The organism is Paenibacillus sp. GYB006, from assembly GCF_036577645.1.
Classification (GTDB): domain Bacteria; phylum Bacillota; class Bacilli; order Paenibacillales; family Paenibacillaceae; genus Paenibacillus.
The window spans coordinates 103,261-117,223 of record NZ_JARBDA010000005.1 but is presented as its reverse complement, the minus strand read 5'-3'; the positions used below and the strand labels follow the sequence as shown (position 1 = coordinate 117,223).

At 42.8% G+C, this 13,963-nt stretch carries 12 protein-coding genes and 1 other RNA gene; 12 read left to right on the top strand and 1 reads right to left on the bottom strand.

What is annotated here, in order from left to right:
* Window positions 1–34: 34 nt before the first annotated feature.
* The 12 genes from era (at window position 35) to PV403_RS13910 (ending at window position 12,003) form a co-directional block, all read left to right on the top strand.
* Window positions 35–937: a GTPase Era gene (era, locus tag PV403_RS13965; protein WP_213530096.1), complete on the top strand. Its 903-nt coding sequence runs from the start codon at window positions 35–37 to the stop codon at window positions 935–937.
* A 134-nt stretch (window positions 938–1,071) separates the two neighbouring features.
* Window positions 1,072–1,224: a YqzL family protein gene (locus tag PV403_RS13960; protein WP_332085055.1), complete on the top strand. Its 153-nt coding sequence runs from the start codon at window positions 1,072–1,074 to the stop codon at window positions 1,222–1,224.
* A gap of 36 nt (window positions 1,225–1,260) precedes the next feature.
* On the top strand, window positions 1,261–2,013 hold the full coding sequence (gene recO, locus PV403_RS13955) for a DNA repair protein RecO (RefSeq protein WP_213530092.1): 753 nt from the start codon (window positions 1,261–1,263) through the stop codon (window positions 2,011–2,013).
* Window positions 2,014–2,365: 352 nt separating this feature from the next.
* Window positions 2,366–3,253, top strand: a complete 888-nt coding sequence (gene glyQ / locus PV403_RS13950; RefSeq protein WP_160034137.1) for a glycine--tRNA ligase subunit alpha — start codon at window positions 2,366–2,368, stop codon at window positions 3,251–3,253.
* Window positions 3,246–5,321 carry a glycine--tRNA ligase subunit beta gene (gene glyS / locus PV403_RS13945; protein WP_332085054.1) on the top strand — a complete coding sequence of 692 codons (2,076 nt, stop codon included), beginning with the start codon at window positions 3,246–3,248 and terminating at the stop codon, window positions 5,319–5,321. Before glyQ ends, glyS begins: the two co-directional genes overlap by 8 nt.
* 204 nt (window positions 5,322–5,525) lie before the next feature.
* Entirely contained in the window at window positions 5,526–5,981 is a 456-nt protein-coding gene (locus PV403_RS13940; protein WP_213530088.1) for a YaiI/YqxD family protein, read from the top strand.
* A gap of 45 nt (window positions 5,982–6,026) precedes the next feature.
* Complete coding sequence (dnaG, locus tag PV403_RS13935) at window positions 6,027–7,847, top strand: DNA primase (protein ID WP_213530086.1); 1,821 nt, start codon at window positions 6,027–6,029, stop codon at window positions 7,845–7,847.
* Window positions 7,848–7,891: 44 nt separating this feature from the next.
* Window positions 7,892–9,022 carry an RNA polymerase sigma factor RpoD gene (gene rpoD, locus PV403_RS13930; RefSeq protein ID WP_160034146.1) on the top strand — a complete coding sequence of 377 codons (1,131 nt, stop codon included), beginning with the start codon at window positions 7,892–7,894 and terminating at the stop codon, window positions 9,020–9,022.
* A 212-nt stretch (window positions 9,023–9,234) separates the two neighbouring features.
* Complete coding sequence (locus PV403_RS13925) at window positions 9,235–10,002, top strand: tRNA (adenine(22)-N(1))-methyltransferase (RefSeq protein WP_332085053.1); 768 nt, start codon at window positions 9,235–9,237, stop codon at window positions 10,000–10,002.
* Window positions 9,978–11,093: a Nif3-like dinuclear metal center hexameric protein gene (locus tag PV403_RS13920; RefSeq protein ID WP_213530082.1), complete on the top strand. Its 1,116-nt coding sequence runs from the start codon at window positions 9,978–9,980 to the stop codon at window positions 11,091–11,093. The genes PV403_RS13925 and PV403_RS13920 overlap by 25 nt, the downstream gene beginning before the upstream one ends.
* 70 nt (window positions 11,094–11,163) lie before the next feature.
* An RNA gene (rnpB, locus tag PV403_RS13915) (RNase P RNA component class A) lies at window positions 11,164–11,565 on the top strand.
* Between the two features lie 189 nt (window positions 11,566–11,754).
* Window positions 11,755–12,003 (top strand): hypothetical protein, encoded by a 249-nt coding sequence (locus PV403_RS13910; protein ID WP_213530081.1) that lies wholly within the window; start codon window positions 11,755–11,757, stop codon window positions 12,001–12,003.
* Between the two features lie 68 nt (window positions 12,004–12,071).
* On the opposite strand, the gene PV403_RS13905 is transcribed toward PV403_RS13910, so the two are convergent.
* On the bottom strand, window positions 12,072–13,955 hold the full coding sequence (locus tag PV403_RS13905) for a S8 family peptidase (RefSeq protein WP_332085052.1): 1,884 nt from the start codon (window positions 13,953–13,955) through the stop codon (window positions 12,072–12,074).
* Window positions 13,956–13,963: the final 8 nt, after the last annotated feature.

Sequence of the window (13,963 nt, the reverse complement as noted above, 5' to 3'; positions counted from 1 at the left end):
ATGTACAGGGTTTGAGCCCTAATTTGGAGGAAATATGTCAAAAAAAGAATTTAAATCGGGTTTTGTAGCCATTATCGGCAGACCGAATGTGGGTAAATCCACTTTAATGAATCAAGTCATCGGGCAAAAAATTGCGATCATGTCCGATAAGCCGCAAACAACGAGAAATAAAATTCACGGTGTATACACCGCAGACAATATGCAAATCGTTTTCCTAGACACACCAGGCATTCATAAACGTCAATCAAAACTGGGCGATTTCATGAATATGACGGCACTTAATACGCTTCGAGAAGTAGAAGCTGTTTTATTTTTAGTTGATGCAGCGGAAGGAATGGGCGGCGGTGACCGCTTTATTGCCGAACAGTTGAAAGATGTAAAAACACCTGTAATCCTTGTTTTAAACAAAATTGATCAAATCGAGCCTGAAGCTCTATTGCCTTTAATTGAACAGTACAGTAAGCTGCATGAATTTGCCGAGATCGTACCGATCTCAGCTAAGCTTGGCAATAACGTAAATACACTTCTTGATCAAGTTAAGAAGTATTTGCCGGCGGGTCCTCAATATTATCCTGAAGATCAAATTACAGATCATCCGGAGCAGTTTGTCATTGCTGAGCTCGTTCGTGAAAAAATTCTGCATATGACACGTGAAGAAGTTCCTCACTCCATTGCTGTTACCATTGAAGATATGCGTGCCCAAGAAAATGGGACAGTGTATGTATCTGCTGTGATTTATGTGGAGCGTGATTCCCAAAAAGGAATTATTATCGGTAAACAAGGTGCTCTTCTTAAAGAAGTAGGGAAACGAGCTCGTCACGATATTGAAAGACTCCTCGGTTCCAAAATATTTTTGGAACTTTGGGTAAAAGTGAAAAAAGACTGGCGGAATCAAGACCGAGTTCTCCGTGATTTAGGTTTTCATCGAGACGCGTAAATAGTTTGAATATTTGAGAAATGCCTTTTCTGCCGTACACTTCCAGTGCTGTTTTACGCATAGAAAGATCTCCCTTGTACATCCTATCTCTTAGATGCTTATCAAGTCATTTCCACAAGAGAGGATGAATACTTATGCGAGATTTTTCGTGGACGTATTTTGCAAAGACTGGAGATGTTGATGCTTACTTGCTGTACAAAGAAGCTTGTGCATCTATCCTGGATGAGGTAGGAATCGAAGCTGAAGGGGAGGTTGAGCCTTTTGATGCGGTTCAGATCGAATCTTAGTAAGGTGCGGCAGGAGTGGCTTGTGGGGGACGAAACATGCTATACAGGGTGGAAGGGATCGTCATCCGCAGTATGGACTACGGCGAAGGGAACAAGATTATTACGCTTTGCACCGAAAATGGAGGTAAAGTAGGAGTTCTTGTCCGTGGAGCTAAAAAGGCAAAAAGCCGCCATGCTGCCCTGACACAGCCGTTTACGTATGGGGAATATGTTTTTTTTCGTAATCAGGGACTTGGTACCTTAAATCAAGGTGAAATTATTGAATCTCATCATCTACTGCGTGAGGATATTATAAAGGCAGCATTTGCTTCTTATGCCTGTGAGTTACTGGATCGTGTGCTGCAAGATGATGAAACAGGGACCTTTTGGTTTAAACAATTAAAGGCATGCCTCGGGGCCCTTCAAGAAGATAAAGATCCGGCTATTATTATTCATCTTTATGAAATGAAAATATTACAATCCGCTGGATATGCACCTGAGCTTCAAGCTTGTATTTCCTGCGGACGGGAGAGACCGGATGAAGAATATTTCATTAGTCCGGGTCTCGGAGGCGTTCTATGCCGTGCGTGTAAACACTTTGATCCGCCGGCCATGAATATAACCCCAAGGGCTTTAAAGTTGTTACGTTTATTTTCAGCGCTGGATTTACAGCGTCTAGGCAATATCTCTGTACGTGAAGAGACAAAGGCTGAAATTAAGGTGATCATGCGTGCTTTTATGGATCAGCAATTAGCCTTAAAACTGAAATCCCGTCATTTTCTTGATCAAATGGAAAAGTACGGTTTATAGAATGTGAATTCAAAGTTCCATTCTGGATGTTTTCTTGACAAGCGCATTGTCACTAAGTTATTATGAACCATAATAGTCTCTAAGAGACATGCGTTGATCGAGAAAGTACTGAACAGACAAACCTTAACTAGCGAGTCGGTGCAGGTGAGAGTCCGGCAGGTTTTGTTTAGGAAACGGCACTCGTGAGCAGAACATGATACGGAAAAGTGGATTGCTTGAAAGCTCCTTCTGAGTTTTGAAGTAATCAAGTAGGGTGGAACCGCGGGATTAACTCTCGTCCCTACGTCTGTATAACAGGCGTAGGGCGGGGGTTTTTTGCTGTCCTACAGCTGATGAAAAAGGAGAGAAGTACATGAATTTTCAGCAAATGATTTTAACGCTGCAAGAGTTCTGGGCAGGCCAGGAATGCATTATTGTTCAGCCATATGATACGGAAAAGGGCGCAGGTACAATGAATCCAATGACTTTCCTTCGTTCAATCGGACCTGAACCATGGAAAGTAGCTTATGTGGAACCGTCAAGACGTCCTTCGGATGGAAGATACGGAGAAAACCCGAACCGTTTGTATCAACATCATCAGTTCCAAGTCATTATCAAACCTTCTCCTGACAATATTCAGGAACTATATTTAGACAGCCTTAAGGCGCTGGGTATTGATGCGAATCAGCATGATATCCGTTTTGTAGAAGATAACTGGGAGAATCCTTCTCTTGGTTGTGCGGGTCTTGGCTGGGAAGTATGGCTCGATGGTATGGAAATTACGCAGTTTACCTATTTCCAACAAGTAGGCGGGATCGAAACAAGTCCTGTTTCTGTTGAAATCACTTATGGTATGGAGCGTCTAGCATCCTATATCCAGGATAAAGATAATGTATTTGACCTGGAGTGGGTAGGCGATGTGAAATATGGAGACGTGTTCCATCAACCGGAAGTGGAGCATTCCAAATATACGTTTGAAGTTTCTGATGTTCGTATGTTATTTACGCTCTTTAACATGTATGAAGAAGAAGCAAAAAAGGCAATGGATCAGGATCTGGTATTCCCAGCTTATGATTATGTGCTCAAATGCTCTCATACGTTTAACCTTTTAGATGCACGTGGAGCAATTAGTGTAACGGAACGGACGGGTTATATTACGAGAGTACGTAATCTCGCTCGTCAAGTCGCTGCAACGTATCTAGCGGAGCGCGAGAAGCTCGGATTCCCATTGATTAAGCAAGGAGGTGCGGATCATGTCTAAAGATCTACTATTTGAAATTGGTCTAGAAGAAGTGCCTGCAAGATTTGTGCGCGGAGCGATTGAGCAGCTTCAGGACCGGATGGAAAAATGGCTCAGCAGTATCCGGGTAAACCATGGTGCTGTAGAAGCTTATGCGACCCCACGTCGTTTGGCTGTCATTATTAAAGACGTTGCTGAAAAGCAAGAGGATATTGAAGAAGAAGTAAAAGGACCGTCACGCAAAATTGCAGTGGATGAAAACGGAAATTGGAGCAAAGCGGCACTTGGTTTTGCGAGAAGTCAGGGTGTTTCTCCAGAACAGTTTACGTTTAAAGAACTTGGCGGAGTGGAATACATCTACGCAACGAAAAGCAGCAAAGGTACGGAAACTTCTGAAGTTATTGCTGAAGGTTTGCTGCAAATCTTACATGCGATGACATTCCCTAAATTTATGCGCTGGGCTTCTTATGATTTCAAATTCGTTCGTCCGATCCGCTGGATGGTCGCGCTTTTTGGTTCAGATGTGGTCTCTATAGAAGTTGCGGGCGTTACTTCAGGCAATATTACGCGAGGACACCGTTTCCTAGGAAAAGAAATCGAGATAAAAGAGCCTTCTGCTTATGTTGAAGCATTACGTTCTCAGCATGTAATTGTCGATATTGAAGAGCGCCGTGCGATGATTGTGAAACAAATCGAAGAGCTGGCTAAAGAGAAGAACTGGACAATTGGTGTTAAAGAAGATTTGCTCGAAGAAATTTTGTTCCTGGTTGAGACTCCAACGGTGTTATACGGAACATTTGAATCTTCATTCCTTAACATTCCACAAGATGTGCTGATTACTTCGATGCGTGAACATCAACGTTATTTCCCTGTGTTTGACGACAAAGGCACACTGCTTCCTTACTTCGTCACTGTACGTAACGGCGGAAAAGAATCGCTTGATGTGATTGCAAAAGGGAATGAGAAAGTCCTTCGTGCACGTTTGTCCGATGCGAAATTCTTTTATGAAGAAGATCAAAAATTACAAATTAAAGATGCAGTATCCAAACTTGAGAGCATTGTTTTCCAAGAAGAGATGGGTACGGTTGGAGATAAGGTCCGTCGTATTCGCAAAATTGCAGATGCGCTTGCAGCGAAGCTGAATATCCCGGCAGATCAGGTTGAATCGGTCAGCCGTGCAGCTGATATTTGTAAATTTGATCTGGTAACACAGATGGTATATGAGTTCCCTGAATTGCAGGGGGTTATGGGCGAAGATTACGCTTTGAAAGCAGGGGAACGCGCCGAGGTAGCTAGAGCAATCTTTGAACATTACCAACCGAGATCCGCTTCTGATCATGTTCCAGCATCGATGATTGGATCTATCGTAAGTATTGCTGATAAAATAGATACCATCGTAGGTTGTTTCTCTATCGGTATTATTCCAACGGGTTCACAAGATCCTTATGCTCTGCGTCGTCAAGCGGCTGGTATCGTACAGATTGCTTATGAACATGAACTGCCTATAACTTTGGATGCTATTTTTGAAATTGGACTCGGAGTTCATGAAAGCATGAGAGTTATGAAACGTCCGGCTGATGAAATACGTAAAGACTTACAGGAGTTCTTTGGTTTGCGGGTCAAAAAACTCTTGTCTGAAACCATGCGTTATGATGTAGTGGATGCGGTGATTAGTGCTCAGTACAATGATATCGTATCCGTTACGCGCCGCGGAGCTGCTTTAATGAATGCTGTGGTCTCTGAAGAAGATTTCAAAACAACAGTGGACTCCTTTAATCGTGTAGGTAATTTGGCGGCTAAAGCTTCTAATGCTTCGGTTAGTGAAGAGGTATTTGTGGAAGATGGAGAGCGTAAACTATATGATGCATGGAAGGCTACTTCTCTTGCTTACCAAGAAGCTATTGCTCGTCATGATGCAGAAAAGGCCTTAAGTTTGGCTAGCTCCTGGAAAGAGCCTATCACCGAATTCTTTGATTCTGTTATGGTTATGGCAGAAGACGAAGCTGTTCGTGCGAATCGCTTAGGCTTACTCGCTTCTATCGATCAAGACTTGAAATCGTTCGCTGATTTCTCTAAGTTGGTTTGGTAATAATCGGCAGGGTCTATACTGGACTTTGAGATTGTCAAAACAAAATAAAGGGAAACAAAGGATATATTAATGGGCAGCGTATATCGCTGTCCTGTGTTATTTTCTTTGTTTGCCGTATTTGATGCCTGGGCAGGAATTAGGATGGTCTCAGGCGTATATAATAATATCCCGGACTGAATTTAAAAAGAGACGGGTGATGGAGATATGCAAAGGCGAATTGTCGTCGATGGCGATGCTTGCCCCGTAAAACGTGAAATTGCAGAAACAGCTTCTAGGTTTGACATGCATGTGCTAATGGTATCTTCATTTGATCACCGGTTAGAGGCAGCAGAAGGGGTAACGGTAATCCAAGTAGATCGCAGCGATCAGAGTGCCGATCTTTACATTGCGAATCATATACGTGCTCATGATGTGGTTGTGACTCAAGATTATGGACTTGCTGCACTGGCTCTAGCCAAGAACTGCAGTGTTATTACTTTTCGAGGAAAAATAATTGATAATCAGGACATCGATTTTCTGCTTGATTCTAGACATACTCATGCAAAAGCAAGAAAAAGGGGTCATTATGGGAAAGGTCCGAAGCCACTGACAGATGAGGATCGAAGGACATTTCAACATAAACTGACAAAACTTTTGAAAGATTTGCAGGAGTTTGTGTGAGTTTAGCGAATTATATTTACGTGTTAAGAGATGAAGGTGGTTAGGATGAGTGCCGGACAGGGTAACATACCGGAAAGTGTTATCGAATCAGTTCTTCAGCGTAATGATATCGTAGACACGGTAAGTAAATTTGTACATCTGACCAAGCAGGGCAAATACATGAAGGGCCTTTGCCCGTTTCATTCAGAGAATACCCCTTCGTTTACGGTTACACCAGAACGCCAGATTTTCTACTGCTACGGTTGCGGCAAGGGTGGAAATGCCATCAAATTTAGGATGGAAATCGAAGGATTAACCTTCCCCGAGGCTGTAAAGTCAATGGCAGAAGAAAGTCATATCCCTCTTGGGGATTGGCATGGACGTAATGTTGCGCACCACAATCCGGAAACGGAGCGTTTGCTGCAGGCGAACGAACTCACTGCGAAATTATACCATTATCTACTCAAAAATTCAGAGTACGGCAAAGCAGCAATAGAATATTTACGTGGTCGGGGTATGAACGATAAGGCAATTGATCATTTTCAGATTGGTTATGCTCCTGCAGGATGGAATACACTGGTTCAATTTCTTGAGAAACGTTCTTTCTCTCTTCCAGAAATGGAGAAGGGCGGACTCATTTCTTCTCGACATGAAGGCGGGGGATATGTAGACCGTTTTCGAGATCGTATTATTTTTCCTATCAAAAGCAGTAGCGGCAAGGTAATTGCTTTTGCGGGACGGACCATGGGAGATGGCCAGCCCAAATATCTAAACTCACCCGAAACGAGATTATTTAATAAAAGTCGGATCCTCTATAACATGTATGATGCTAAGTCTTCCATTCGTAAGAAAGGACAGACGATTTTGTTTGAAGGATACGGGGACGTAATCTCTGCGTGGGAGCATGATATTCTTAATGGTGTGGCTGGAATGGGAACCGCATTAACAGAAAACCAAGCACGAATGCTTAAATCACTCAGTGATGAGGTAATTATTTGTTATGACGGTGATAAAGCCGGACAAGCTGCTGCACTAAAAAACTTGCCTATCTTGGAATCCGCTGGTCTTGAAGTAAAGATTGCGCTTCTAACCGATGGACTTGATCCGGATGAATTCATTCGAAAGCATGGCGGTGACCGCTTTACCCATCAAATTATTGATGGTGCAGTGTCTCCAATAAAATTTAAGCTTATAAACCTGAAGAAAAACCATATACTGCTAGAAGAAGGTGGTCGAATCGCTTATTCAAGGGAGGCCATCAAACTGATAGCTCCCCTCTCATCACCAACAGAAAGGGAAGTATATCTTCGGGAACTTTCATCTGAAGTAGATGTTGATTTCGAGACCTTAAAGCAGGAATGTAACCTCGAAAGACAACAAATACAAAAAAACGAGCATTTTGGGGATAATATTGATAACAGGTGGAATAATGGTAGGCAACAAAATAGGCAGATTCCTACACCTAATCTTCTTCCTGCCTATCATGCGGCCGAGAGAAGGCTTCTATCCTGGATGCTTCAAGACGAGGAAGCTGCAAGGTACGTCAATGAACATTTAGGTGAGGCTTTTAACATTAACGATCATGCAGCAATTGCTGCTTATCTATATGCTTATTACGCACAAGGAAAAGCGCCGGATACAGGGTTGTTTATGTTATCCCTTCAGGATGACCGGTTGGAAAAAACAGTGAGCTCGATCACCATGATGGATGCTCCTGGTCAGTGGGATCAGAGTGCCCTGGATGATTGTATACGAGAGGTGCTTAAATACCCTGTACTCAGGCAGATTGATCAAAAGAAAGAAGAAATGATTGCTGCCGAACGATCCGGAGACTTTTTGCGTGCAGCACAAATTGCAAGTGAGATTATAACCCTAGAGAGACAGTGATTGTTTTTAGCATAGCATGTTTCTAGGGAGGAGGGAGTCGGAATATGGCGAATGATCAGCATACTGAACTAGAGACAGAATTGACGCTGGATCAAGTAAAAGACCAACTGATTGAACAAGGTAAAAAGAGGGCATCGTTAAACTATAAAGAGATCATGGAGAAACTTTCTCCATTTGATCAAGATCCAGAACAAATGGATGAGTTTTATGAACAGCTCAGTGATTTGGGAATCGATGTAGTGAATGAAAATGATGAGGAGAACCCACTTCGTCCAAGTGAAGACTCCGAAAACAATGATAGTGATGATTTCCGTTTTGATGATGATTTAAGCTTACCTCCAGGTATCAAAATTAATGACCCGGTGCGTATGTATTTGAAAGAAATCGGCCGTGTTCCACTTCTATCCGCAGATGACGAGGTTGAACTCGCTAAGCGTATTATGAATGGAGACGAAGAAGCAAAACGACGTCTAGCAGAAGCTAACTTACGACTCGTTGTAAGTATCGCGAAGCGTTATGTTGGTCGTGGTATGCTTTTCCTCGATCTAATTCAAGAAGGAAACATGGGATTGATCAAAGCGGTTGAGAAGTTTGACCATAATAAAGGTTTCAAATTTAGTACGTATGCAACTTGGTGGATTCGCCAGGCGATCACCCGTGCAATTGCCGACCAGGCTCGTACCATTCGTATTCCAGTGCATATGGTAGAAACCATTAACAAATTGATTCGTGTATCTCGTCAGCTCCTACAAGAGTTGGGACGCGAACCAACACCGGAAGAGATTGCAGCGGAAATGGATCTAAGTGTAGAAAAAGTAAGAGAAATTACGAAGATTGCACAAGAACCGGTTTCACTGGAAACACCGATTGGTGAGGAAGATGATTCTCATTTGGGAGACTTTATTGAGGATCAGGAAGCACTAGCTCCTGCAGATGCAGCAGCTTATGAACTTCTTAAAGAGCAACTGGAAGATGTGCTGGATACGCTGACTGAGCGTGAAGAGAATGTGCTTCGCTTGCGGTTTGGTCTTGATGATGGACGTACAAGAACACTTGAAGAAGTAGGTAAAGTGTTTGGCGTTACACGTGAGCGGATTCGTCAGATCGAAGCAAAAGCATTGCGTAAGCTACGCCATCCAAGTCGCAGCAAACGCCTGAAAGATTTTCTTGAATAGTTGAAATAGTGGGCCTTCTGCTGTGTGATGTGGCAGGAGGTCTTCTTTATTTATAATTAATACGAACAAGTTTTCTTGTTTTTGGAACTAATGTATTGAATTTGCTAATAAACATTATTTTAGCTCTTTTTTTGTCTGATTGCAAATGAGAATGCATTACTGCGAAGGTCCTCTTGGACTGTAAACCAAGTAAATATGGATGGTGTTGTGAAGTGAAATTGTCAAAAAGATTGCAATTATTACATGATCTAATGGACCCAGGGCGGATTCTTGCTGATATTGGTTCAGATCATGCTCTTCTGCCGGTAGCTTGTGTTCGCAGCGGTCAAGCTGTGAAGGCGATTGCGGGCGAGCTGAACGAAGGTCCATTTGAAGCTGCAAAGAAACAAGTGGCAAGCGCAGGTCTTTCTGCGAAAATTGAAGTGCGCAGAGGAGATGGCCTTGATGTCATCGAACCAGGAGAAGTAGATACGGTTACGATTGCAGGTATGGGAGGAGCGCTGATTGCCGCTATCCTAGATCGAGGCATTCATAGGCTGGAAGGTGTCACGCGGCTTATTCTGCAACCTAATGTTGGAGAAGATATACTCCGTAAATGGTTATATGAACATGATTTTGTTGTTGAAGCAGAACGAATCATTGAAGAAGACGGGAAGATTTATGAAGTCATTGCTGCCGTACCCGCTTATTTTTCACATATTGCCAATGATGAGATTTATGAACCAAAATTAATCGGTACTGGGGAAAATGAAATCGAACTGAGCAAGGATGAGCTAATCGCGATGGGTCCTTTTTTAGTAGAACAAGGAGGTCCTGTCTTTATAAAAAAGTGGCACTGGGAAATGGACAAGCTAAAACATGTACTGAAATCATTGTCTAACTCAGATCTACCTGCTGCAAAAGAAAAAGCCGAAGAGATTCAAAATAGGTTGAAGCGGATTGAGGAGGTACTGTTATGTATGCAAAAGGACAAACTGTAATTTCATATATGGAACAGCTGGCACCTAAACACTTGGCTGTCCCTGATGACCGGATTGGACTGCAGCTAGGAACGCTCCAGAAAGAAATCAAGAATGTTCTTGTAGCTCTCGATGTAACAGAAGAGGTTATTGATGAAGCCATCCGCATTCAAGCTGATTTAATTATTGCCCATCATGCCATTATATTTCGGCCATTAAAATCGCTTAATACAGATTCTCCAATGGGGAAATTATATGAAAAGCTGATTAAGCATGATATTGCGGTATACATTAGTCACACGAACCTGGATGTCGCAGAAGGCGGAATTAATGACTGGATGGCAGAGGCGATCGGAATCCAGAATGGATCTCCTCTCGAGGATTTGCATACAGAAAACTTATATAAACTGGTGGTATTTGTACCAAAGACACATCATGAAAAAGTACTGCAGGCCATTCTTGGTGCAGGAGCCGGTGCTATCGGTGATTACAGCCACTGCAGCTTCAATATAGACGGTGTAGGAACTTTTGTACCTGGAGCAGGAACTAAGCCTTTTATTGGCTCAGAAGGTCAAATGGAGCGTGTAGAAGAGGTGCGGATCGAAACGATCGTTCCTGGGTCTGTAAAGAGCAAAGTCGTTCAGGCTATGTTAAAAGCACATCCGTATGAGGAGGTAGCTTATGACCTCTATCATATGGACCTGAAAGGTCGAGCGCTTGGTCTGGGTAGAGTGGGGAAATTGGCTGAACCTGTCTCACTGCAGACACTCGTAGATACAGTGAAAGAACAGTTCGATGTCAAAACAGTTCGAGTTGTCGGTGATTTGAATCGTACTGTGAAGAAAGCAGCCGTGCTTGGAGGTTCAGGCAGCCGGTATGTAAATCCTGCCCTGTTCAAAGGTGCGGACGTCATTGTAACAGGGGACATCGACTACCATACTGCTCAAGATGCTTTAATGGCAGGAATTGCGATTATTGATCCAGGACATAATATTGAGAAAATTATGAAGCCTAATACAGCCAAATGGCTGCGTTCTAAACTTGAACAAAATCGATATGAAACAAAAGTACATGCTTCCGAAATAAACACAGAACCATTTCAATTTGTGTAAACAGATAAATCCCAGGAATTGTACTTGTATGAAGCAAGAGTTCCGAGTATAATATGTAATGTTGTTTTGGAAAGTTTAACAGACAATCGCTGGTGGCCTTGTTGCCACGAGAGGAAAGTCCGGGCTCCATAGGGCAGGATGCTGGATAACGTCCAGTCAGCGCGAGTTGAAGGATAGTGCCACAGAAATGGACCGCCGATGGCTGGTTTATCGCCAGCACAGGCAAGGATGGAACCGAGGTGTAAGAGACCCCGAGGAACGCTGGTGACTTCGTTCCTGGTAAACCCCATCTGGAGCAAGACCTAAAGAGACACAGTCACTTGTGACGGCCTTAGCCCGAGGTGTGTCTAGGTTGGTCGCTTGAGCTGTTCAGCAATGAATGGCCTAGATAGATGATTGTCGCTTGAAGTGGGAGGGTAGTTCCCGTGATACCACGAAGAGTACAGAACCCGGCTTACGGAAAACTTTCCTAACTGACAACAGCTAACATTAACAATGTAGATAATGTAAATACAAACGGCAGTGTTGATCCTCAAAAAGGATGACATTCTGCCGTTTTTTTTATTTTTACATATATTTTTGTCATTAGGAGACAAACATCCAATCCGATAAGACGATTTCGAATAGATTATATTATCACAAGAAAAGGAGTTGTTGAGTTATGAATTATCAAGGACATCACCATATGAAAAAGCATTGCCCAACCCTGAAGCCGATTGTTTGTGAACCTGTTCATGTTGTGAAAAATCACTATCACAAAGCGATTCAACCGATTATTCACCCTGTAGAAATCATCAACAAACACCATGTTATTCCTGTTCCCGTTCATGAGTGGGCTGTAGTAGAAAGCGATCAAGAAGGACAAATGGGTAACGTTGGTAATTGCTGCGGTCGAAATCGCCGTAGATAGTACGGATGAAAAAGAGCAGACCAGAGGCTTAGGCTCCTCGTCTGCTCTTTTTTTATTTATTAGTGAAGCTATTTTACATATTTTTTTACCGTGTCTTCCATTTTGTTTCGTAAGTTTTGCGGCCAGAATTGAAGAGGACTGTCTTCCTTTACATTCGCTCCTGCTTTTTCGAGTGCTTTATATACATCGATTTGTCCATATCCGAAATATTTGTCATATCCTGAATCCCCAAGATCGATAACGCTTGAACGCATCAAATCCATCACTTCTTCATTACTGAGATCCGGATTAACGGAGCGGATAAGTCCAGCTAAAGCAGCCACATGGGGGCTTGCCATGGATGTGCCAGACAGGGCAGCATACTGATTTCCAGGATAAGTGCTGGCGATACTTGCTCCAGGTGCCACCACGTCAATATAATCGCCGTAATTAGAAAAATCAGCTCGTCTCATTGCCGAATCCGTTGCAGACACTGCAAAAACTTCAGGGTACGCTGCCGGGTAACCAGGGCGTTCCGTATTATCATTACCGGTTGCTGCAATAAGAACGACATCGCGATCATAGGCGTATTTGATTGCGTCATGTAAAAATTCAGCATCCGCATAATTTCCGAGGCTCATATTAATGACCTTTGCACCATGATCTGTAGCCCATATAATTCCTTCAGCTACCGCATAAGTTGTTCCAGACCCCGATGAGTCGAGTACTTTGACCGGCATCACTTTATTGTACCAGGTCATTCCTGCCACACCTTCATTGTTATTCACTTTGGCAGAGATAATACCAGCGACATGCGTTCCATGTCCTACATCATCATATGGTTTCTCTGCTGGGTTAACGACATTAAAGCCTTCCACAAACTGCCCTTCCAGGTCAGGATGATCCAGATCTACTCCCGTATCAACGACGGCAATGGTAACATTATCGCTGCCTTTGGACAAAGACCAGCCTTTATTGGTTTCCGTTGCAGGGAGGTTCCATTGATATCTGGAGAAGAGTAAATCGTTCGGAATGTTGCCTGCACGTAAGTTATCATCAGATGATTCGTTAGTTAGATACAGATAGTGGGGCTCTGTATACATAGGATCCCAGTTCTTCTTAAAGTACGACGCTAAAGCTTCGTAGTCTTTATCCTTTGATTTAAATACATAGGTTTCACCCATTTTATGAACATGGTCAAGTTTAATTTCTTTCTTAATCTGTTCCATTTTGTCTGTTGAAGGGTCTTCTTTAAAGCGAATTACAATTTCATTCTCATAGTAATGACTTGCATTTTGGTTGTCATGTCCCGTTTTTACTGTCATCCCTTTTAAAGATCCAGGAAGTACGGAATTCACGTTATATTTCCCTTCTTTTGGATAGGGGATCATACGCAGGTTGCGGCGCTGATGTTCTTCCACATCGTTAAGAATATGCTGGCTCATCACAGCAACCACGGCATGCTTACCATCTAGAGCAGGCTGACCGACAACAAAGTATTTCTCTTCTCCGAGCAGCATAGAATTAGATTCATAAGACTTATGCTTACGTAATGCTTGTTTAGCCGATTTAATACTGGACATCAGCTGCTGATTTTTTTCGAGAACAGGTTTTTGCTTGTTTTTCTCTAATGAATAAGATGTAGAGGTTCCATCCTTAAGATTCATCCAAATCAGTGTATGCAGCTGATGATGAGAGGACTGGAGCTTATCGATGTAGGAAGTGATTTCTGCTTCGTCTGCAAGCTTTAACTCTTTGAGCATATTCTGCAAATGCTGCTCGGCATCCATTCGTGATAAACGCTCCGTCGTCTGAACATCCTGAGATTTATATTGCTGTTTCAGCTGCTGTTCTTGTTTTGGAGCAGGCGGTTCAGCCGTGTTGTTCTTATCCTGAGAAGGTAAGAGCAGAGTAATAACCAAGATAGAAGCGGCCACAATAAGGGCCAGGTAAACCCAATTATTTTTCCTCATGTAAACTA

Coding starts and splice junctions, on each gene's coding strand:
- era (WP_213530096.1), top strand. CDS start 35: ATGTCAAAAAAAGAATTTAAATCGGGTTTTGTAGCCATTATCGGCAGA.
- PV403_RS13960 (WP_332085055.1), top strand. CDS start 1,072: ATGCGAGATTTTTCGTGGACGTATTTTGCAAAGACTGGAGATGTTGAT.
- recO (WP_213530092.1), top strand. CDS start 1,261: ATGCTATACAGGGTGGAAGGGATCGTCATCCGCAGTATGGACTACGGC.
- glyQ (WP_160034137.1), top strand. CDS start 2,366: ATGAATTTTCAGCAAATGATTTTAACGCTGCAAGAGTTCTGGGCAGGC.
- glyS (WP_332085054.1), top strand. CDS start 3,246: ATGTCTAAAGATCTACTATTTGAAATTGGTCTAGAAGAAGTGCCTGCA.
- PV403_RS13940 (WP_213530088.1), top strand. CDS start 5,526: ATGCAAAGGCGAATTGTCGTCGATGGCGATGCTTGCCCCGTAAAACGT.
- dnaG (WP_213530086.1), top strand. CDS start 6,027: ATGAGTGCCGGACAGGGTAACATACCGGAAAGTGTTATCGAATCAGTT.
- rpoD (WP_160034146.1), top strand. CDS start 7,892: ATGGCGAATGATCAGCATACTGAACTAGAGACAGAATTGACGCTGGAT.
- PV403_RS13920 (WP_213530082.1), top strand. CDS start 9,978: ATGTATGCAAAAGGACAAACTGTAATTTCATATATGGAACAGCTGGCA.
- PV403_RS13910 (WP_213530081.1), top strand. CDS start 11,755: ATGAATTATCAAGGACATCACCATATGAAAAAGCATTGCCCAACCCTG.
- PV403_RS13905 (WP_332085052.1), bottom strand. CDS start 13,955: ATGAGGAAAAATAATTGGGTTTACCTGGCCCTTATTGTGGCCGCTTCT.